Source organism: Jiangella endophytica (assembly GCF_003427025.1).
GTDB classification, from domain to species: Bacteria; Actinomycetota; Actinomycetes; order Jiangellales; family Jiangellaceae; genus Jiangella; species Jiangella endophytica.
The window spans coordinates 127261-147384 of the sequence record NZ_QVAI01000002.1 but is presented as its reverse complement, the minus strand read 5'-3'; the positions used below and the strand labels follow the sequence as shown (position 1 = coordinate 147384).

The window sequence follows — 20124 nt, the reverse complement described above, 5'->3', positions numbered from 1 at the left end:
GCCCCAGCGCCGGAAGCGCTGGGGCATCGGTGCGTCCGAGCCGATCAGCAACAGAAGTCGGAGCCGCCGTCTGGCGTGTTGCGCACGCCGTCATCGTTCCAGGGGGCCACTTCTGCGGGGGCGCCGCCGAGGCCGCCGACCGCGACGACCGCGGTCCCGGTGAGGCCCGCCACGGCGACCAGCGTCGCGAGGGCAATCCTTCGGATCACGTCTCTCACCTCCTTCCGGCGGCTTGGACGCGACAAACGCGCCCTTTCGGAAGAGTGCCGTGAATCATTGCAACTTGCGCGACGAAATGTCAACGGCTCTGAATGATCGACTCAGACCACGGCCTCGTCGGGCGCGCGGTCCGGTGCCGGCTCGGCGCGCGGCCCCGTGGTGGGCGTCCGTTCGCCGTTGACCACCAGCACGACGCCGCCGACGACCAGCGCGCCGCCGGCCAGCACGATCGACGTCACCGGCTCGGCCAGGATCGCCCAGCCGAGGATGACCGCGACCACCGGGTTCACGTAGGCGTACGTCCCGATCAGCGACAACGGTGCGTGCGCCAGCAGGTACCCGTAGGCCGTGTAGGCGAGCAGTGAACCCAGCACGATCAGGTACACGAGTGCCAGCCAGCCCTTCGCCGGCACCGACGCCACGTGCAGGTCGGCGAACTCGCCGGTCGCGGCCGACACGATCAGCAGCAGCACGCCGCCGGTCAGCATCTCGTACGCCGAGGCCACCAGCGCGTTACGGGGCAGCCCGAGGCGGGGTGAGAAGTAGGACCCGAACGCCCACGAGATGGTGCCGAACAGCAGGATCCCGATGCCCCACGCCTCGACACCCTCGATGCCGCCGCGGGGCAGGCAGATGACCGCGACGCCGGCCAGGCCGACCAGGATGCCGATCCATGTCAGCGCGGGCGGGCGCTGGCCGCCGGCGACCTGGAGCAGGACGAACCACAGCGAGATCGCCCCGACGACCAGTGCGGCCAGACCGCTCGGCACCGTCTGCTCGGCGACCGCGACCATCGCGTTGCCGAGGACGAGCAGCAGCAGCCCCATGACGGCCGCCCCGCGCAGCTCGCGCGGGCTCACCCGCAGCCGTTCCCGGCCGTGCCGGAGCCACAGGTAGCCCAGCATCAGCAGTCCGGCGGCCAGGAACCGCAGCCCCATGCCGAGGAACGGCGGGATGTCGGCCTCGACCACCACCCGGATGGCGAGATACGTCGAGCCCCACACGATGTAGACGACGATCAGCGCGGCCCAGATCATGGTGGGCCGTGCGGGCGCCTGGGTCACGAGCGTCTCCTCCTAACAGTGCTGACCGCGCTCATTGTTGCGGATGGCCGGCCAGGAGCGACAGCGAGTTTCGGCCATGTCGCTGCGATATCGGGACAACGCCTCCGCGGCATATGTCACGGTGTGAGCGACCGGCTGGCGAGACACTAGATGTAGGTGACTTGCATCTTTGTAACTACCAGATACTGTGGCTCTTGCAGCTGGTTCCACCGTTCAGCCAGAGCGGTGGAGGCAACAGGGAACCCGGTGTGAGTCCGGGACTGCCCCGCAGCGGTGAACGGGAACGACCGCCGTCAACGAAGCACTGGGCCCTCCACGCGAGAGGGCCTGGGAAGCGACGGCCAGTAGATGGAACGCCACCCGCCAGGTGGCCTCCGTGCCCGTGAGTCCGAAGACCTGCCAGCGCACCGCACGCCACACGCGTGCGGTGGTCCGCGGCTCCCGAGGGAGGGGCCAGGGGACGATACGGCGACGTACTCACCGCCGCGCCGCGCCACCAGCGCACCAGGCGCGGTGCCGGCGACGCATCTCTCCAGAACCTGCCTCAGTGCCGCGGGCCGAGCCAGCCGAGCTCGCGAGGAGAGAGCATGAGCGTCAGCGTCGTCAAGCGTGACGGGTCGGTGGAGCCCTATGACGGCTACAAGATCGCCCGGGCCATCGAGGCCGCCAGCGTGGGCCTGGACAACCAGGTCGCCCGGGTCACGCAGCTGCAGTCCGAACTCGAGATCACCGTCTTCGACGGCATCACCAGTCAGCAGCTGGACGAGGCCGTCGTCCAGGTGGCCCTGCAGAACGTCCGCGACGACCCCGCGTTCGACACCGTCGCGGCGCGGGTGCTGCTGAAGACGGTGTACAAGCGGGTCCTGGGCGACTACGAGACCCCGGACCAGCTGGCCGAACTGCATCGGCAGAGGTTCCCCGGCTACGTGGCGGAGGGCGTGGCCGCTGGGCTTCTCGACGATCGGCTCGTGACCCACTTCGACCTCGACCGGCTGGCCGCCGCGCTGGAGCCGTCGCGCGACGACCTGCTGAAGTACATCGGCGCGGTCACCATGAGCAACCGTTACATGATCAACGACCGTGACGGCCACCGGCTGGAGGTGCCGCAGTTCTTCTGGATGCGCGTCTCGATGGGACTGTCGCTGAACGAGGCCGACCCGACCTCGACGGCCGTCGAGTTCTACGCCAAGATGTCCCGCCTGGACTACCTGGCGGCCGGGTCGACGCTGGTCAACGCCGGTACGGCGTACTCGCAGCTGTCGAACTGCTTCGTCATGGAGATGCACGACGACATCGAGCACATCGCCAAGAGCGTGCGCGACGTCATGTGGCTGACCAAAGGGACGGGCGGCATCGGCCTGTCGGTGACGAAGCTGCGCGCCGAGGGCTCGCCCATCCGCAGCAACAACACCGCCTCGACCGGCCCGATCCCGTTCATGCACACCATCGACTCCACGCTGCGGGCGGTGTCGCGCGGCGGTAAGAAGTTCGGTGCGCTGGCCTTCTACATCGAGAACTGGCACCTCGACTTCCCGCAGTTCCTCGACCTCAAGCAGAACGCCGGCGACCCGTACCGGCGGGTCCGCACCGCCAACACCGCGGTCTGGATCTCCGACGAGTTCATGACCCGGGTCGCCAACGACGACGACTGGTACCTGTTCGACCCCCTCGAGGTGCGGGACCTGCCCGAGCTGTACGGCGCCGCCTTCAGCCGCCGCTACGCCGAGTACGCCGCGGCGGCCGAGGCCGGCGAACTGCGCTCGTTCACCAGGATCAAGGCGCGCGAGCAGTTCCGGGCCATCCTCGTCGCGCTGCAGACCACGTCGCACCCCTGGCTGACGTGGAAGGACACCATCAACAACCGCGCACTCAACGACAACACCGGCACCATCCACCTGTCGAACCTGTGCACCGAGATCACGCTGCCGCAGGACCGCGACAACATCGCCGTCTGCAACCTGGCGTCGATCAACCTGTCGGCGCACCTGGCCGACGGCCGGGTCGAGTGGGACCGGCTGCGCGAGAGCGTCCGGCTCGCCGTCCGGCAGCTCGACAACCTCATCGACATCACCGTCTCGTCGGTGCCGGAGTCCGAGCGGTCCAACGAGCTGAACCGCGCCGTCGGCCTCGGCGTCATGGGCTTCACCGACGTCGTCGAGCGGCTGGGTTGGTCCTACGAGAGCGAGCAGGCCTACGACCTCATCGACCGGCTGATGGAGTTCATCAGCTACCACGCCATCGACGAGAGCGCCGACCTCGCTCGCGAGCGGGGTTCGTACGCCAACTTCGAGGGCTCGGGCTGGAGCCGTGGCCTGGTCCCGATCGACACGCTCGACCGCGCCGAGCGGGAGCGCGGTGTGCCGATCACCGTCTCGCGGGCCAGCCGGCTCGACTGGGACGTGCTGCGCGACAAGGTCCGCGGCGGCATGCGCAACGCCACCCTGATGGCCATCGCCCCCACGGCGTCCATCGGCCTCGTCGCCGGCACCACCCCGGGGCTGGACCCGCAGTTCTCGCAGCTGTTCAGCCGGGCCACCAGCTCGGGCAAGTTCCTGGAGGTCAACCGCAACCTGGTGGCCGACCTCAAGGAGCGAGGGCTGTGGGACGAGGTTCGCGAGGACCTGCTGCGCGCCCAGGGCGACGTGTCCACGCTGGACGCCGTCCCGGCCGATCTCAAGGCGATCTACAAGACGTCGTTCCAGCTGTCGCCGTACGCGTTCATCGAGGTCGCGGCCCGAGCGCAGAAGTGGATCGACCAGGCCATCAGCCGCAACATGTACCTCGAGACCCGAGACCTGGACGACTACGTCGACATCTACTCCGCCGCCTGGGCCAAGGGCGTCAAGACCACCTACTACCTGCACGTCAAGCCGCGGCACACGGCTGAGCAGAGCACCGTCCGGGTGAACAAGGCCGAGTCGCTGGCCGGCACCGGCGCCTCGGCGGGCGGGCAACGGCGCGGCTTCGGCGCGGCCCGGGCGGCGGCGCCGGCGCCGGCCCCCGCCCCGCTGTCGCCGGAGCGTGTGCCCGAACCCGTCAAGCCCGAGACCGTCGCGGAGCTGGACCTGGTCGACACCGGCGACGAGGCGATCGCCTGCCCCGTCGATCCCCAGGAACGGCTGCAGTGCGAGTCCTGCCAGTAGAGGAGACACGTCGATGAGCATTCTCGGCACCGGTATCCAGGAGGGCCTGCTGCTCAAGCCGGTCCGCTATCCCTGGGCCTACGAGCTGTACAACCAGGCCGTCGCGAACACGTGGTTCCCGCACGAGGTGCAGCTCGGCGAGGACATGGCCGACTTCAGGAAGATGTCCGACGAGGAACGGCACGCGCTGACGTTCCTGATGAGCTACTTCAACCCCAACGAGCTGCTGGTGAACAAGGCGCTGGCGTTCGGCGTCTACCCGTACCTGAGCGCGGCCGAGGCACACCTGTACCTCGCCAAGCAGATGTGGGAGGAGGCCAACCACGTCATGGCCTTCGAATACGTCCTCGAGACGTTCCCGATCGACCGCGAGCAGGCCTACGCCGCACACGTCACGATCCCGTCGATGGTGGCGAAGGAGGAGTTCGAGGTCCGCTACATCAAGCGGATGGCCGAGCAGACGCTGGACGTCACCACCGTCGAGGGCAAGCAGGACTTCGTCCGGAACCTGGTCGCCTACAACATCGTGCTCGAGGGCATCTGGTTCTACAGCGGGTTCATGGTGGCGCTGAGCTTCCGCCAGCGGAACCTGCTGCGCAACTTCGCGTCGCTGATCGACTGGATCGTCCGCGACGAGAGCCTGCACCTGAAGTTCGGCATCAACCTCGTCCTCACCGTGCTCGACGAGAACCCGGAGCTGCAGACGCCGGAGTTCGCCGCCGAGATCGAGCAGATGATCATCGACGGCGTCGCGATGGAGGAGCAGTACAACCGCGACCTGCTGCCGACCGGCATCCTGGGTATGAACGCCGAGTACATCAACCAGTACGTGAAGTACCTGGCCGACCGCCGGCTGGAGGAGCTGGGCTTCGAACCGCACTACAAGGTCGCCAATCCCGCCAAGTGGATGGCGACTGCGAACGACACGCTGCAACTGGTGAACTTCTTCGAGTCCATCAACACCAGCTACGAGGTCGACGCCCGAGCCAGCGGAGGATAGGGACCCATGTACGTACGGGTGCGGCGTCGCCGGCCTGATCGGTCCGCCGAGCCAGTCACTCGGCTGCCCGGCGCCGGGATGGGCCTGCTCGGTCCCGCGTTCGTGGCGGCGGTGGCCTACGTCGACCCCGGCAACGTCGCGACCAACCTGTCGGCCGGGGCCGGCTACGGCTACCTGCTGGTGTGGGTGCTCGTCCTGGCGACGGCGATGGCCGGGCTGGTGCAGTACCTCTCGGCGAAGCTCGGCGTGGTCACCGGGTCGTCGCTGCCCGAGGTGCTGCGCGACCGGCTGCCCCGCGGCGGCCGGCTGGCGTACTGGCTGCAGGCCGAGGTGGTCGCGATGGCCACCGACATCGCCGAGGTGGTCGGCGGCGCCATCGCGCTGAACCTGCTGTTCGGCCTGCCGCTGTGGCTCGGCGGCCTGATCACCGGCGTCGCCTCCATGGCGCTGCTGACGGTGCAGAACGGCCGCGGGCAGCGCGCCTTCGAACGGGTCGTGACGACGGCGCTGCTGGTCATCGCCGTCGGGTTCGTGGCCGGGCTGTTCGTCCAGCCGCCGTCGCCCTCGGGCATGGTCGAAGGGCTGGTGCCGCGGTTCGAGGGGACCGAGACGGTGCTGCTGGCGGCCGGCATGTTCGGCGCCACGGTCATGCCGCACGTGGTGTACCTGCACTCGGCGCTGGCCCGCGACCGCTTCGGCGCCACGCCGGAGCCTGGGCTGGTCGGGCGGCTGCTGAGCGCCACCCGGGTCGACGTCGGTGCCGCGATGGTCGTGGCCGGCAGCGTGAACATCGCGCTGCTTCTGGTCGCGGCGGCCTCGCTGCGCGGGGTCGACGGCACCGATACCATCGCGGGGGCACACGCCGCCGTCGAGTCCGGGCTGGGGGTGGCGGTCGGCGCGCTGTTCGCGGTCGGGCTGCTGGTGTCCGGCCTGGCGTCGACGTCGGTGGGCTGTTACGCGGGCGCGGTGATCATGGAGGGCCTGCTGCTGCGCCGCATTCCGTTGCTGGTGCGGCGGCTGGTGACGCTGGTGCCGGCGGTCGCGATCCTGACCACGGGCGCCGAGCCGACGTGGCTGCTGGTGCTCTCGCAGGTGGTGCTCTCGTTCGGCATCCCGTTCGCGATCATCCCGCTGGTCGCCGTCACGGCGAAGTCGTCGGTCATGGGCCGGTGGGCCAACTCGCGGCTGACGACGGCGCTGGCGGTGCTGGTGAGCGTGGTCGTCGTCAGCCTCAACGTCGCGCTGCTGACGCTGACGGTGCTCGGGTAGCCGGTCTCAGAGCCAGCCGTTCTCGTCGGCGATGCGCACGGCCTCGGCCCGGCTCGACGCGCCGAGCTTGGCGACGGCCGCGGCCACGTAGTTGCGGACGGTGCCGGGGGACAGGTGCGTGCGCCGGGCGATGACGGCGACCGGGGTGTCGTAGCCGGCCAGCCGGAGCACCTCCAGCTCGCGCGGCGTCAGCGGGTTGACGGGGGCGGTCAGCGCATCGGCGGCCAGCCCGGGGTCGACGTAGCGTTCGCCGCCGTGCACGCGGCGGATGACGTCGGCCAGCGTGCCGCCCGGCGACCCCTTCGGCAGGAAGCCCTTCGCACCCGCCGTCAGTGCCCGTTGCAGGTGCGGCGGCCGGCCGTGCCCGGTGAGGATGACGACGGCGCAGGACGGCAGCGCGGTGGCCAGTTCGGCCGCCACCTCCATGCCGGACAGCCGCGGCATCTCCAGGTCGGCGACGACGACGTCCGGCCGGTGCGCCAGCGCGGCGTCGACGGCGGCCCGGCCGTCCGGTGCCTGCGCCACCACCTCGAGGTCCGGCTCGAGACCGAGCAGCGCGGCGACGGCGGTGCGGATCAGCTCCTCGTCGTCGGCCAGCAGCACGCGGATCACGGCCGCACCGCCAGCGTGACGTCGAGCGTGAAGGTGTCGCCGTCGCGGTCGGAGCGCAGCGTGCCGCCGGCCTCGGCCAACCGGTCGGCGAGCCCGCGCAGGCCGGAGCTGTGCGCGTCGGGGCCGTCGCCCGTGGCGCCGTCGTTGATCACCGTCATGCGCACCTCGTCACCCTCTCTGCCGATGTCGATGGTGCACCATCGGGCCCGGCTGTGCCGCAGCACGTTGGTGCTCGCCTCGCGCAGCACCGGGATCAGCAGCGCGCTCACCTGTTCGGGCAGCGACCCGGCCGAGCCGGTGACGGTGCAGCGGACGCCCGAGGACTCCAGGACGCGCCGGATCGCGTCCAGCTGGCCGGTGAGGTCGACCGTCCGGTAGCCGTGCACCACCTGGCGCATCTCGTTCAGCGCCGACGCGGCCAGGGCGCGGGCCTCCTCGGCCTCGCGGCCGGCGCGGTCGCCGTCGACGGGCGCGAGGCGGGCGGCCAGCTCGGTCTTGAGCGCGATCACCGAGAGCGTGTGCCCGAGCAGGTCGTGCACGTCGCGGGCGAACCGCAGCCGCTCCTCGGTCGCGGCCAGTCGTGCCTGCGCCACCCGGCCCTCGCGCGCCTCGACCAGCAGGTCCCACAGCCACATGGGCACCCCGCACAGCGCCGCCACCGTGATCGCGTTGATCAGCGTGAGCAGGACGTACGTCGGCACCGACCCGCCGGTCCACCAGCCCACCAGGGCCGAGACCCCGACGGCGACGGCGGCCAGCGCGGTCCCGGCGACCCGGCCGAGCAGCAGCGGCGCCGACCCGGCCAGCGGCCCGCCCAGCCACGCCCACGTCTCCCAGTCGTCGGCGTCGGCCGGTCCGACGAGCGGGACGGATGCGGCCGCCGCCAGCAGGAACGCGACCAGCCGGCGCCGCCGTGCCGGCTCGCCGACCGACGGCGTCAGCACCGCGTACAGCGCGCCGGCCTGGGCCGAGCAGAACAGCGTGACACCGAGCGCGCCCAGTGCGGCCCGGGTCGCGTCGTCCTCGCCGAGCACCCCGACGAGTCCGCCGGCGAGCGCCGTCGCGACGGCCGCCACCAGCGCGAACAGCAGCACCACCCAGCGGGCTCGGCGCAGCCGTACGTCCGGGCGGCCGGACTCGGTGACGCTCACCGGATCAGGCCCGCCGCTCAGGTCACCCGGATCCGGGCCAGCTGCCGCGACTGGGCGACCAGGGCGCCGTCGGCGTCGTAGACCTCGGCCTCTTCGTCGAACCAGCCGTCGCGGACCAGCCGGCCACGCAGGTGCACCGTCAGCCAGCCCGGTGCCGGCAGGCTGCGGGTGAGGACCGTCAGCTGGACGGTGGGCGCCCAGCCGAGCCGGCCCAGCCCGAACACCGTCGGCGGCAGGGAGTCGACGGCCAGCGCCAGCACCACCGGGTCGGGCTGGGTGCCGTCGGCCAGCCGGACGTGCCCGCGCATGGACAGCTGGCCGGCCGGGCGGCCGGAGAACCAGCCCAGGGTCTGCGGGTCCAGCCGCAGGTCGACGTGTTCGAGCAGGCCGACGTGGGTGCCGTCGGGGAGGTCGACGACCGCCGGGATGCATTCGTCGACCGGCGCCACCGGCTCCGGCGGCGGGCCGACCCACTCGACCGGCGACGTACGCGACAGCACGCTGGTGGTGACGGTGGCCTCGACCCGCGGCTCGTCGTCCTGGACCAGGGTGGCTCGCAGGGTCTCGATGGTCCGCCCGGTGCGCACGACGTCGACCAGCACGTGCGCCGGACCGGCGCTGGGCGGCGCCACGAAGTGCGCGTTGGTGCTCACCGGGTGCGGGTGCGCCGACTCGGCCAGCACCGCGCGCAGCACCAGAGCCAGCAGGTAGCCCCCGTTCGGCACGTCGCCCACCGACCAGGTCCCGTCGATGTCGACGTCGTGGCGCCCGGGCGACACCCGGCGCGTTGCCGACGCTTCGTCGAAGTCAGGCACGAGTCAAGACCCTATGCGACTCCGCGCCACATCGACAGCGCCGACGGTCGTGTGCGTGGCGCTGATCGTCCCGGTCTTCCGGGTGAATGGGCTTATCAACTAGGATGCCCGCCTTGGGGGGCTTCGCTGGCGTTTTCTTGCCATTTCTCTGTGCCGCGGCGCCTGCCTTCGTGAGCGATGACATTTCCCTAAGGAGTTCTATGTCCACCCTTCCGAGCCGGCGCCGCCTCGGTGCCGGCGCGTTGGCCGTCGGCGTGCTGGCCGGGGGCGCGTTCCTCACCCCCGCCGCCGCTTCGGAGTTCGACCTGTCCGGCGTCGAGCCGCGGGCGAACCTCGACCCCGGGGGCCACGACTTCGCCTACGACGTGAACCGGACCGACGCCGATGGCACCGTGGCAGCCGTGCTGTTCGGGCTGCGGGCCGACGACGGCGCGCTGCTGCGGGCCTACTGCGTCGAGCTCAACGTGCCCATCGCGGCGCCCGACGTGGAGATGTCGGAGGTGCCCTGGGACGCCTACCCGGTGCCCGGCGCGCCGTTCACCGCGAACTCGCCCAGGATCCTCTGGGCGCTGCAGCACTCGTACCCCGTGCTCTCGGTCGAGGAGATCGAGGCCGCGCTGCCCGACGTCGCGTTCAACGGCGGGCTCTCGGCCGACGAGGCCATCACTGCCACCGCGGCGGCCGTGTGGACCTTCAGCGACGGCATGACGGTCGACCGCGACGACATCACCACGGCGAACGACCAGATCGACGCCGACGTCCTGGCGCTCTACGACTACCTGACCGGCGAGGAGAACGTCGGCATCGGCGAGCAGCCGGAGCCCGCGCTGACCCTGGACCCGACGTCGCTGTCGGGCGAGGTGGGCAGCGTCCTCGGCCCGTTCACCGTCAGCACCAACGCCGAGACCGTCGATGTGACCGCCGACCTTCCCGAGGGTGTCGAGCTGGTCGACGCCGACGGCGCGCCGCTCGACGGCCAGTTGGCCGACGGCGACACCTTCGGCGTGGACGTGCCGGCCGACGCCGAGCCGGGCGACGGCACGGTCCAGCTGCACGCCGAGGCGAACTTGAACACGGGACGGCTCTTCGTCGGCTCCGTGGAGGAGATCCGCACCCAGTCGCTGATCCTGGCGCAGTCGGAGAAGACCGAGCTCACGGTCGAGGGAACGGTCGACTGGACCGCCGCCCCGACCGAGACCCCGACCCCGACCCCGACGCCGACGCCGAGCGAGACCCCGTCCGAGACGCCGTCGGAGACGCCGACCCCGACGCCGACCGAGACCCCGTCCGAGACGCCCACGCCGAGCGAGACCCCGTCGGAGACGCCGAGCGAGAGCCCGACGCCGTCGCCGAGCGAGACGCCGGACGAGGACCTGCCGGACACCGGTGCCTCGCCGACGTTGCTGCTGGCGGTCGGCCTGGGACTGGTCGCCGCGGCCGCGTTCCTGCTGCGTCGCCGCTTCGCCGCGGCCGGTGAGTAACGGCCCGGAGTAACGTACGCCACATCCGAAGCCGCGCGGCGCGTCCTCCGGGGCGCACCGCGCGGCTTCGCGTCGTTCCTGGCCCGGCGGCCGCGGTTAGTCGGACGACAGACGACTTGTGCGGTCACTGCAGGGTCACGGCGAGGAAGTTTGTCCGGAACGACGAGCCTGTGAGCGATCCCCAGCGGGCAGGCTGACATCAGGTGCTGCAGGATGAGCCCCACCTGCCGCCGCGATGCACCCGTCCGACCCCGGATCTGGGTACCGTGGCGGTAGCGAGGTCGTGACTCCGGTCACGGTCATGCACCGCGGCGAGGGCGAGGACCCACCCGTAGTCCTCACCCACGCCGCCGGTGGTCACGAGGAGCAGGCTCCCGCGGCAATCCTGCGGGGCCGACGACGTGAAGGAGACACATGACTGTCGAGACGGCGGCCGGGGCCACCCCGCCCGATCCCGAGCTCGTCCAGCTGCTCACCCCCGAGGGTCAGCGGGTCCCGCATGAGCGTTACGACGCCCTGATCGCGGACATCACCGACGACGACGTCCGCGCCCTGTACCGCGACCTGGTGCTGGGCCGCCGCGTCGACGGCGAGGCCGTCGCCCTGCAGCGGCAGGGCGAACTGGGACTGTGGGCCAGCCTGCTGGGCCAGGAAGCGGCCCAGGTCGGGTCCGCCCGCGCGCTGCGCGACCAGGACCACGTCTTCCCGACCTACCGCGAACACGCCGTAGCCCTGTGCCGCGGCGTCGACCCGGTGAAGCTGCTGGCGCTGTTCCGCGGCGTCGACCAAGGCAGCTGGGACTCCGTCGAGACCCGTTTCCACCTCTACACGATCGTCATCGGCGCACAGACGCTGCATGCCACCGGCTATGCCATGGGCATTCAGCGCGACGGCGCCATCGGCACCGGCGACCCCGACCGCGACGCCGCGGTCATCGCCTACTTCGGCGACGGCGCCACCAGCCAGGGCGACGTCAACGAGGCGTTCATCTGGGCCAGCGTGGTCAACGCCCCGGTGGTGTTCTTCTGCCAGAACAACCAGTGGGCCATCTCCGAGCCGCTGGAGCGGCAGACCCGGGTGCCGTTGTACCGCCGCGCCGCCGGCTTCGGCTTCCCCGGCGTCCGCGTCGACGGCAACGACGTCCTCGCCTGCCTGGCCGTCACGCGCGAGGCGCTGCAGCGGGCTCGCGACGGCGAGGGCCCGACGCTGGTCGAGGCGTTCACGTACCGCATGGGCGCGCACACCACCACCGACGACCCCACCCGCTACCGCCTGAACGCCGAGCTGGAGCACTGGAAGCTCAAAGACCCGATCGAGCGGGTGAAGGCCTATATGGTCCGCGGCGACATCGCCGACCAGGCGTTCTTCGACAGCGTCGAGCAGGAGGCCGAGGAGCTGGCCGTGCACCTGCGGGCGGCCTGCCGGGCGCTGCCCGACCCGACCCCGGCGTCGATCTTCGACCACGTCTACGTCGAGCCGACGCCCGACCTCGTCGCCCAGCGCGAGGCGATGTCGGCGTACCTCGACAGCTTCGCCGAGGAGGTGGCCCGATGACGAGCCTCAACATCGTCAAGGCGATCAACGCCGGCCTGCGGCGCTCGATGGAGAACGACGCCAAGGTGCTGGTCATGGGCGAGGACGTCGGCAAGCTCGGCGGCGTCTTCCGGGTCACCGACGGTCTGCAGAAGGACTTCGGCGAAGACCGCGTCATCGACACCCCGCTGGCCGAGTCCGGCATCATCGGCACCGCGGTCGGCCTGGCGCTGCGCGGGTACCGCCCGGTATGCGAGATCCAGTTCGACGGCTTCGTGTTCCCCGGGTACGACCAGATCGTCAACCAGGTCGCGAAGATGCACTACCGCTCGGGCGGCCGGTTGCGGCTGCCGATCGTCATCCGGATCCCGTTCGGCGGCAGCATCGGCGCCGTCGAGCACCACAGCGAGAGCCCTGAGGCGTACTTCGCCCACACACCGGGCCTCAAGGTCGTCACCTGCTCCAACCCACTCGACGCGTACTGGATGATCCAGCAGGCCATCGAGCTCGACGATCCCGTCGTGTTCTTCGAGCCCAAGGGTCGCTACTACACCAAGGGCGAGGTCGACCTCGACGGCGCGGCCGACCTCCCGCTCGAGTCCGCGCGCGTGGCGGTACCCGGCACCGACGCCACGGTGGTGGCCTACGGCCCCATGGTGAAGACCTGCCTCGACGCCGCCGCGGCCGCCGCCGACGACGGCCGGTCGCTGGAGGTCATCGACCTGCGCACGCTCGCGCCCCTGGACCTGCGCGCGGTGTACGACTCCGTCCGGCGCACCGGCCGGCTGGTCGTCGTGCATGAGGCGCAGCGCACGCTCGGCATCGGCGCCGAGGTGGCCGCTCGCGTCACCGAGGAGTGCTTCTACTCGCTCGAGGCACCGGTCCAGCGCGTCACCGGCTACGACACCCCGTACCCGCCGGCGCGGGTCGAGGAGGAGTACCTCCCCGGCCTCGACCGCGTGCTCGACGCCGTCGACCGCACGTTCGCCTACTGAGGAGGGTCTGCATGAGTGTGTCGCAGTTCAACCTCCCCGACGTCGGCGAAGGGCTGACCGAGGCGGAGATCGTGTCGTGGAAGGTCAAGCCCGGCGACGACGTGAAGGTCAACGACGTCATCGTCGAGATCGAGACGGCCAAGTCGCTGGTCGAGCTGCCCTGCCCGTTCGCCGGCGTGGTCGAGACCCTGCTGGTCGACGAGGGGCAGACGGTCGACGTCGGCACCCCGATCATCGCGGTGCGCACGGGTGCCGGCGCGGCGCCCGCGCCGGCCGAGGACCTCGTGCCCACACCGGCGGCCGAGGCCGAGCCCGAGGGGGAGCGGCAGGCGGTACTGGTCGGGTACGGCCCGCGGTCGACGACGGCGAAGCGGCGGCAGCGCAAGACTCCCGCTCCCGCGCCGGCGCCGTCCGCCGCGCCCGTCGCGGCGGCGCCCGTCCCACCCACACCCGTCCCACCCGCGCCCGTCGCACCGGCGCCGGTCGCGCCGGCGCCCGAGCCGGCCTTCGCACGGGTGTCGGTGCTGGCCAAGCCGCCGGTGCGCAAGCTCGCCAAGGATCTCGGCGTCGACCTCGCCACCGTCAGCCCGACCGGCCCCAACGGCACCATCTCCCGCGACGACGTCCAGGCCGCGGCCGCCGGGCCGGCCGCCGTCCCCGCCGCCCCGTCCGTGCCGCCGGCCGGCACCGGCTGGGCCGGTCTGCCGCGGCACGAGCGGGTCGCCATCCGGTCGGTCCGCAAGGCCACGGCGAAGGCGGTCACCACCTCGGCGTTCACCGCTCCCCACGTCACCGAGTTCGTCACCGTCGACGTCACCCGCACGATGAAACTGGTCGAGCGGCTGCGTGACGCCCGCGAGTTCCGCGACGTGAAGCTGTCGCCGCTGGCCGTGCTGGCCAAGGCGGTCTGCATCGCGGCTCGCCGCAACCCCGACGTCAACTCCCGCTGGGACGACGCCGCCGGCGAGATCATCGTGCAGCGCTACGTCAACCTCGGCATCGCCGCGGCCACCCCCCGCGGGCTGGTCGTGCCGAACGTCAAGGACGCCGATCTGCTGCCGCTGCGCGAGCTGGCGGTGGCGATCAACCAGCTGGCGGCCACGGCGCGCGAGGGGAAGACGCCGCCCGAGGACATGCTCGGCGGCACCATCTCCATCACCAACGTCGGCGTGTTCGGCGTCGACACCGGCACACCGATCCTGCCGCCCGGCGAGGCGGCCATCGTCGCGTTCGGCGCGGTGCGCAAGCAGCCATGGGTGCACAAGGGCCGGGTGAAGCCGCGCTGGGTCACCACGCTCGCGCTGTCGTTCGACCACCGGCTGGTCGACGGTGAGCAGGGCTCGAAGTTCCTGGCCGACATCGCCGCGCTGCTCGACGACCCGGGCAACGCCCTGGTCTGGGGCTGATCGACGCCTTGGGCCTCCGCTGTGCGGCGGCGTCACGCGACGCCCGGCACGGCGGAGGCCCTCAGGCCCGGCCGCCGGGCGGGTAGTCCTCGCCGTCGCGCACCGCACGGATGGTGCCGCGCATGTCGACGCCAGCGGACTCCGCGATGGTCAAGGCGTCGTTCAGCAGCAGCCCGCCGAGGGTGTGCAGCGCCGCGGTCAGGATGTACTGGGCCTCGTCGCCGGCTCCCTCGAGGGCGTCGTTGATGATGGGGGTGAACCTCTCGAGGTGCCCGCTCTCGGCGGCCAGCGCGAACGCCAGCCACATGCCCCTGGTCGAGACCCGATCCAGGTCGGCGACGGCGACGGGCAGGCCGTCCTCGTCGTAGATGATCGCCTCGTGCGCCCCGTCCTCCAGCTGATCATCACTCATAGGGCCCATCGTGCCCCATCGCGGCGCCGACGGGCCGGAGGTCGACGGGGAACCCGGCGCCGACGTCGGCTCAGGGACGGGCCAGGAGGACGGCGATCCCCTGGCCCACCCCGATGCACATGGTGGCCAGCGCGTGCCGCGACCCGCGCCGCTGCAGCTCCAGCGCGGCGGACAGCGCGAGGCGGGCACCGCTCATGCCCAGCGGGTGGCCGAGCGCGATCGCGCCGCCGTTCGGGTTCACCTGCTCGGCGTCGTCGGGCAGCCCGAGCAGCCGCAGGCAGGCCAGCGACTGGGCCGCGAACGCCTCGTTCAGTTCGACGTTCCCGACGTCGGCCAGCGCGACGCCGGCCTTCGTGAGCAGCTTGCGCGTCGCCGGAACCGGGCCGAGGCCCATGACCCGCGGCTCGACGCCGGCGGTGGCCGCGCCGGTGACCCGGGCCAGCGGCTCGACGCCGTAGCGCTCGACCGCGGCGGCGCTCAGCACCAGCAGCGCGGCGGCGCCGTCGTTGACGCCGGACGCGTTGCCGGCCGTGACGGTGCCGTCGGGCCGCACGATCGGCCGCAGCCGCCCCAGGGCCTCGAGCGAGGTCTCTCGCGGGTGCTCGTCGGCGTCGACGACATCGGGCTCGCCGCGTTTGCGGGGGACGGTGACGGGGACGATCTCGGCCGCCAGCTCCTTGCGCCGGGCGGCCGCCCGCTGCTGGCTGCGCAGTGCGAAGGCGTCCTGGTCGGCGCGCGAGATCGCGTACTCGGCGGCGACGGTCTCCGCCGTCTCGGGCATCGAGTCGGTGCCGTAGGCGGTCTCCAGCACGGGGTTCACGAACCGCCAGCCGATCGTGGTGTCGTAGACCTGCGCGTTGCCGCGGTCGAACGCGGACTGCGCCTTCGGCAGGACGAACGGCGCCCGCGACATCGACTCGACGCCGCCCGCCACGACGACGTCCGCCTCGCCGGTGCGCACGGCCCGGGCGGCGTAGGCGAGCGCGTCCAGCCCGGAGCCGCACAGCCGGTTCACCGTCACGCCCGGCACCGTCGCCGGGTAGCCGGCCAGCAGCACGGCCATGCGGGCCACGTTGCGGTTGTCCTCACCGGCCTGGTTGGCGCAGCCGAGCACGACCTCGTCGACGGCGTCGGCCGGCACCTCGGGATGGCGGACCAGCAGCGCACGCAGCACGTGCGCCGCGAGGTCGTCGGGGCGCACGGACGACAGCGCGCCGCCGTACCGGCCGATCGGGGTGCGCACGCCGCCGACCAGGAACGCCTCGGTCATGTCTCCTCCTCGTCGGGCACCAGCGTGCCGGGGATCTCCCGCGACCGGCCGCGGAACAGGGCGATCGTCTCGAGGCCCGCGGGATCCTCGCGGTACACGGTGACGTCGCAGATGCCGCTGCGCGCGCCACGGTGCCGTTCGTCGGCGACGGCGAGCAGCCGGTCGCCCTCGTGGGCGGGCGCGACGAACGTGACGTCCGCACCCTGCGCGACCGTGCGCCGGTTGTGGGTGTTGCAAGCGACGGCGAACGCGCTGTCGGCCAGCGCGAACACCAGGCCGCCGTGGCACACGCCGTGGCCGTTGATCATGTCGGGACGGACCAGCATGCTCACCACGGCCGTGCCGGACGAGACCTGCTCGACCGCCATACCCAGGGCCCGCGAGGCGGCGTCGGCCGACCACATCGCCTCGGCGGCATTGCGGGCCAGGTCGTCGCGCTCGGCGACCTCCGCGTCGTCGCGCCAGCCGTCGCCGGCCGTGGCGCGGTCGCGCAGCCGCGGCGAGACCCGGTAGCGGCCCGGGTCGTCGGCGGCGGCCAGCGCGTCCAGCACGCCGGTCACCCAGTCCCAGCCGAGGGCGGAGCCCCACTCGTACGGGCCGCGCGGATAGTTCGTGCCCAGGCGCATCGCGGTGTCGACGTCCTCGGCGGTCGCGACGCCGGAGTCGACGGCATCGGCGGCCGCGGCGGCGAGTGTCGCGACCGTCCGGGCCACCACCAGGCCGGGGACGTCCGGCAGCACCGTCACCGCGTAGCCGTGGCCCTGCAGGAATCCGATCGCGGCCTCGAGATGCTCCTTCGGCGCGTGCTCGGGTGCGGCGATGCCGACGCGTGCCGGCGACGTGTCCAGCGCGAGGTCGACCAGGACGACGGTGCGCGGCCCGCCGCCGGTGTGCTGGGCGGCCGTGCGCCCGTCGGTGGGCCGCAGTTCGACCTCGCCGGTGCCCACGCTCCAGCCCGGTGCGGACGGGTCCACCCCGCCTGCGCCGGCCCACGCCGCCGGTGCGGCGGGGACCGGGTCGGCCGTCGCCGGCTCCGGGCGCGGCGTGTCCGCGGCGTAGACGCCGCCGCCGGTCTTGCGGCCCAGCCGGCCGTCGGCGACCAGCCGTTCCTGCAGCACCGACGGCGTGAACCGAGGGTCGCGACCGAACGCCTCCCACACCGAGCGGCTCACCGCGAGGTTGACGTCGTGGCCGATGAGGTCGGCCAGCTCGAACGGGCCCATCCGGAAGCCGCCGGACTCGCGCAGCAGCGCGTCGATCGTCGCGGCGTCGACCCGGCCGGACTCGAGCAGCCGGAACGCCTCTCCGTAGAACGGGCGGGCCACCCGGTTGACGATGAAGCCGGGCGTCGACGCCGCCCGCACCGGGGTCTTGCCCCAGGCCTGCGCCGTCGCCACCAGCAGGTCCGCCACCGCGGCATCCGTGTGCTCGCCGCTGACCACCTCGACCAGCGGGAGCAACGGCGCCGGGTTGAAGAAGTGCAGGCCCGCGAACCGGGCCGGGTGGGCGAGCTCGGCGGCGACCGCGTCGACCGACAGCGACGACGTGTTGGTGGCCAGCACCGCGTCGGGACCGCAGACCGCCTCGAGCCCGGTGAACAGCGCCCGCTTGACCCCCAGATCCTCGACGACGGCCTCGATCACCAGGCCGCAGCCGGCGAGGTCCTCGAGCGTCGCGACGGCGTGCAGCCGGCTCACGGCGTCCTCGGCCTCCTCGGCGAGCAACCGGCCCTTGTCGACCGCGCGCGCCAGCCGCTGGAAGATCGTCTCGACCGCGGTCTCGGCGGCGCCGGCGGCCGCGTCGTACAGCCGCACTTCGTGCCCGGCCGCCGCCGCCACCTGGGCGATGCCCGCGCCCATGGTCCCGGCGCCGACGACGCCGACGGGCACTGAACGAGCGATCGCGTCCATGTTCCGAGTGTCTCCCCTCATGGACGGGCGGCGGGTCGTTGTGACAGAGTAGAGCCATCTGTGCGTTAGTCTGTCACATGCTCTGGAGGTCCCGCGATGGCGCTGGGAAGTCTGATCGATCGGCACCGCGACCTCCTCGGCCGGGCCGAGACCGCCATCGGTGAGCGGACGTTCTTCTCCGCCTACCCGGAGTCGCCGAGCCCGCGAGTCTATGGCGAGACGGCAGCGGCCGAGGGGCAGGCCGCGCACGAGGCGCACCTCGGCACCGACTTCCCGCTCCGGACCCCCGGCGCCGAGGGCACCGTCGCCACCGAGACCAGCCCGTTCGGGCCGGAACTGCGGGTCCGCTACCCGCGGGTCCCGGCCACCGACGAGGCCGTCACGACGCTGCTGGCCGCGGCTCAGGCGGCCGTCCCCGCCTGGCGCGACGCCGGCGCCGACGGCCGAGCCGCGGTGTGCCTCGAGGTGCTGTCGCGGCTGCACGGACGCATCTTCGAGGTGGCCCAGTCGGTCATGCACACCTCCGGCCAGGCGTTCGTCATGGCATTCCAGGCCGGCGGCGCGCACGCGCTGGACCGCGCGCTCGAGGCGGTCGCGTACGCGCACGCCGAGCAGGCCCGCATCCCCGGCGACGTGCTGTGGGAGAAGCCCGCCAAGGGCGAGCCGCTGCGCATGACGAAGACGTTCCACCTGGTGCCCCGCGGCGTCGCCCTGGTCATCGGCTGCAACACGTTCCCGACCTGGAACTCCTGGCCCGGCCTGTTCGCATCGCTGGCCACCGGCAACGCCGTCGTCGTCAAGCCGCATCCCAACGCCGTCCTGCCGCTGGCCATCACCGTGCAGACGATCCGCGAGGTGCTCGGTGAGTACGGCTTCGATCCCGACCTCGTCACGCTCGCGGCCGAGGACCCGGCCGACCGGCTGGCCGCGGTGCTCGCCGTCCGGCCCGAGATCCGCATCGTCGACTTCACCGGCTCCACGGCGTTCGGCTCCTGGCTCGAGCAGAACGCCCGCCAGGCCGTCGTGTTCACCGAGAAGGCCGGGCTGAACACCGTCGTCGTCGACTCCACCGACGACCTGCGCGGCCTGGTGAACAACCTCGCGTTCTCGCTGAGCCTCTACACCGGGCAGATGTGCACCGCGCCGCAGAACGTGTTCGTCCCGCGCGACGGCATCCTCACCGACCAGGGCAAGGTGACGTTCGACGAGTTCGGCGCGGCGCTCGCGGGCGCCATCGACAAACTGCTCGGCGACGACGCCCGCGCCGTCGAGATCCTCGGCGCCGTGGTCAACGACGGCGTCCGCGACCGCGTCGACGCGACGGCCGGCGACGACGGCGCCGTCCTCGCCGCGCGCACGATCACGCACCCGGCCTGGCCGGGCGCCACCGTCCGCACGCCCGCCGTCGTGGCCGTCGACATCGCCGACGAGGACCGCTACTCCGCCGAGTGCTTCGGCCCGGTCTCGTTCCTCATCGCCGCCGACTCCACGGAGCAGGCGCTGGACCGCTTCGCCGCGTCGGTCCGCGAGCACGGTGGCATGACGGCGTCGGTCTACTCCACCGACCCGGCCGTGCTGGATGCCGCCGAGCTGGCCGCCGTCGACGCCGGCGTGCCGTTGTCGATCAACCTGACCGGCGGCGTCTTCGTCAACCAGTCGGCCGCGTTCTCCGACTTCCACGGCACCGGCGCCAACCCGGCCGCGAACGCCTGTCTCACCGATGCCGCGTTCGTGGCCTCGCGGTTCCGGGTGGTCGCGGCGCGGCGGCACGCCTGACGCTCACCGACGTGTGACACCTCACATGCGCCCGTGCGGCGTGACGTAATCGTTACGGCGAAGTTGCC

Annotated in this window: 16 protein-coding genes and 1 riboswitch; of the genes, 8 read left to right on the top strand and 8 right to left on the bottom strand. The window is 72.2% G+C overall.

Going from position 1 to position 20124, the window contains the following annotated elements; all coding sequences use genetic code 11:
* Nucleotides 1–44 precede the first annotated feature (44 nt).
* Together DZA62_RS35520 and DZA62_RS05020 are read right to left on the bottom strand one after the other, a co-directional pair.
* Complete coding sequence (locus tag DZA62_RS35520) at nucleotides 45–209, bottom strand: hypothetical protein (RefSeq protein WP_157987485.1); 165 nt, start codon at nucleotides 207–209, stop codon at nucleotides 45–47.
* A 111-nt stretch (nucleotides 210–320) separates the two neighbouring features.
* Entirely contained in the window at nucleotides 321–1283 is a 963-nt protein-coding gene (locus DZA62_RS05020; RefSeq protein WP_198663434.1) for an EamA family transporter, read from the bottom strand.
* A 184-nt stretch (nucleotides 1284–1467) separates the two neighbouring features.
* A riboswitch (cobalamin riboswitch) is annotated at nucleotides 1468–1701 on the top strand.
* Between the two features lie 169 nt (nucleotides 1702–1870).
* Between DZA62_RS05020 and DZA62_RS05015 the strand changes: the two genes are divergently transcribed.
* The 3 genes from DZA62_RS05015 to DZA62_RS05005 all read left to right on the top strand — a co-directional run bounded on the left by DZA62_RS05015 (nucleotide 1871) and on the right by DZA62_RS05005 (nucleotide 6695).
* Nucleotides 1871–4426 carry a ribonucleoside-diphosphate reductase subunit alpha gene (locus DZA62_RS05015; RefSeq protein ID WP_116947703.1) on the top strand — a complete coding sequence of 852 codons (2556 nt, stop codon included), beginning with the start codon at nucleotides 1871–1873 and terminating at the stop codon, nucleotides 4424–4426.
* Nucleotides 4427–4439: 13 nt separating this feature from the next.
* On the top strand, nucleotides 4440–5426 hold the full coding sequence (locus DZA62_RS05010; RefSeq protein ID WP_116947702.1) for a ribonucleotide-diphosphate reductase subunit beta: 987 nt from the start codon (nucleotides 4440–4442) through the stop codon (nucleotides 5424–5426).
* Between the two features lie 78 nt (nucleotides 5427–5504).
* Nucleotides 5505–6695 carry an Nramp family divalent metal transporter gene (locus DZA62_RS05005; RefSeq protein WP_198663488.1) on the top strand — a complete coding sequence of 397 codons (1191 nt, stop codon included), beginning with the start codon at nucleotides 5505–5507 and terminating at the stop codon, nucleotides 6693–6695.
* A gap of 6 nt (nucleotides 6696–6701) precedes the next feature.
* On the opposite strand, the gene DZA62_RS05000 is transcribed toward DZA62_RS05005, so the two are convergent.
* From DZA62_RS05000 to DZA62_RS04990, 3 genes are read right to left on the bottom strand one after another with little or no spacing between them, the layout of a single operon-like run.
* On the bottom strand, nucleotides 6702–7307 hold the full coding sequence (locus DZA62_RS05000) for a response regulator transcription factor (protein WP_053206469.1): 606 nt from the start codon (nucleotides 7305–7307) through the stop codon (nucleotides 6702–6704).
* Nucleotides 7304–8458 carry a sensor histidine kinase gene (locus DZA62_RS04995; RefSeq protein ID WP_116947700.1) on the bottom strand — a complete coding sequence of 385 codons (1155 nt, stop codon included), beginning with the start codon at nucleotides 8456–8458 and terminating at the stop codon, nucleotides 7304–7306. The genes DZA62_RS05000 and DZA62_RS04995 overlap by 4 nt, the downstream gene beginning before the upstream one ends.
* Nucleotides 8459–8475: 17 nt before the next feature.
* Nucleotides 8476–9273, bottom strand: a complete 798-nt coding sequence (locus DZA62_RS04990) for a thioesterase family protein (protein WP_116947699.1) — start codon at nucleotides 9271–9273, stop codon at nucleotides 8476–8478.
* Between the two features lie 200 nt (nucleotides 9274–9473).
* Here DZA62_RS04990 and DZA62_RS04985 point away from each other — a divergent pair, with 200 nt between their 5' ends.
* The 4 genes from DZA62_RS04985 (at nucleotide 9474) to DZA62_RS04970 (ending at nucleotide 14688) form a co-directional block, all read left to right on the top strand.
* Nucleotides 9474–10754 (top strand): thioester domain-containing protein, encoded by a 1281-nt coding sequence (locus DZA62_RS04985; RefSeq protein ID WP_116947698.1) that lies wholly within the window; start codon nucleotides 9474–9476, stop codon nucleotides 10752–10754.
* Nucleotides 10755–11168: 414 nt separating this feature from the next.
* A complete protein-coding gene (pdhA, locus tag DZA62_RS04980; protein WP_116947697.1) occupies nucleotides 11169–12308 on the top strand; it encodes a pyruvate dehydrogenase (acetyl-transferring) E1 component subunit alpha in 1140 nt (379 codons plus the stop codon).
* On the top strand, nucleotides 12305–13282 hold the full coding sequence (locus tag DZA62_RS04975) for an alpha-ketoacid dehydrogenase subunit beta (protein ID WP_116947696.1): 978 nt from the start codon (nucleotides 12305–12307) through the stop codon (nucleotides 13280–13282). The genes pdhA and DZA62_RS04975 overlap by 4 nt, the downstream gene beginning before the upstream one ends.
* 11 nt (nucleotides 13283–13293) lie before the next feature.
* Nucleotides 13294–14688, top strand: coding sequence for a dihydrolipoamide acetyltransferase family protein (locus DZA62_RS04970; protein ID WP_116947695.1), 1395 nt, complete (start codon nucleotides 13294–13296; stop codon nucleotides 14686–14688).
* Nucleotides 14689–14749: 61 nt separating this feature from the next.
* Here the strand turns inward: DZA62_RS04970 and DZA62_RS04965 are convergent, their stop codons facing one another.
* The 3 genes from DZA62_RS04965 to paaI all read right to left on the bottom strand — a co-directional run bounded on the left by DZA62_RS04965 (nucleotide 14750) and on the right by paaI (nucleotide 18280).
* Nucleotides 14750–15100 carry a hypothetical protein gene (locus DZA62_RS04965; protein ID WP_116947694.1) on the bottom strand — a complete coding sequence of 117 codons (351 nt, stop codon included), beginning with the start codon at nucleotides 15098–15100 and terminating at the stop codon, nucleotides 14750–14752.
* Between the two features lie 70 nt (nucleotides 15101–15170).
* On the bottom strand, nucleotides 15171–16370 hold the full coding sequence (gene pcaF / locus DZA62_RS04960) for a 3-oxoadipyl-CoA thiolase (protein WP_116947693.1): 1200 nt from the start codon (nucleotides 16368–16370) through the stop codon (nucleotides 15171–15173).
* Entirely contained in the window at nucleotides 16367–18280 is a 1914-nt protein-coding gene (gene paaI / locus DZA62_RS04955) for a hydroxyphenylacetyl-CoA thioesterase PaaI (RefSeq protein ID WP_116947692.1), read from the bottom strand. The genes pcaF and paaI overlap by 4 nt, the downstream gene beginning before the upstream one ends.
* A 96-nt stretch (nucleotides 18281–18376) precedes the next feature.
* Here paaI and paaN point away from each other — a divergent pair, with 96 nt between their 5' ends.
* Nucleotides 18377–20056 carry a phenylacetic acid degradation protein PaaN gene (gene paaN / locus DZA62_RS04950; RefSeq protein ID WP_116947691.1) on the top strand — a complete coding sequence of 560 codons (1680 nt, stop codon included), beginning with the start codon at nucleotides 18377–18379 and terminating at the stop codon, nucleotides 20054–20056.
* Nucleotides 20057–20124 lie beyond the last annotated feature (68 nt).

Bases quoted from the DNA above. Each gene is read 5' to 3' on its own strand.
- DZA62_RS05005 (WP_198663488.1), top strand. From the start codon at position 5,505: ATGGGCCTGCTCGGTCCCGCGTTCGTGGCGGCGGTGGCCTACGTCGAC.
- DZA62_RS04985 (WP_116947698.1), top strand. From the start codon at position 9,474: ATGTCCACCCTTCCGAGCCGGCGCCGCCTCGGTGCCGGCGCGTTGGCC.
- pdhA (WP_116947697.1), top strand. From the start codon at position 11,169: ATGACTGTCGAGACGGCGGCCGGGGCCACCCCGCCCGATCCCGAGCTC.
- DZA62_RS04965 (WP_116947694.1), bottom strand. From the start codon at position 15,100: ATGAGTGATGATCAGCTGGAGGACGGGGCGCACGAGGCGATCATCTAC.
- DZA62_RS04970 (WP_116947695.1), top strand. From the start codon at position 13,294: ATGAGTGTGTCGCAGTTCAACCTCCCCGACGTCGGCGAAGGGCTGACC.
- DZA62_RS05015 (WP_116947703.1), top strand. From the start codon at position 1,871: ATGAGCGTCAGCGTCGTCAAGCGTGACGGGTCGGTGGAGCCCTATGAC.
- paaN (WP_116947691.1), top strand. From the start codon at position 18,377: ATGGCGCTGGGAAGTCTGATCGATCGGCACCGCGACCTCCTCGGCCGG.
- pcaF (WP_116947693.1), bottom strand. From the start codon at position 16,370: ATGACCGAGGCGTTCCTGGTCGGCGGCGTGCGCACCCCGATCGGCCGG.
- paaI (WP_116947692.1), bottom strand. From the start codon at position 18,280: ATGGACGCGATCGCTCGTTCAGTGCCCGTCGGCGTCGTCGGCGCCGGG.
- DZA62_RS05010 (WP_116947702.1), top strand. From the start codon at position 4,440: ATGAGCATTCTCGGCACCGGTATCCAGGAGGGCCTGCTGCTCAAGCCG.
- DZA62_RS04975 (WP_116947696.1), top strand. From the start codon at position 12,305: ATGACGAGCCTCAACATCGTCAAGGCGATCAACGCCGGCCTGCGGCGC.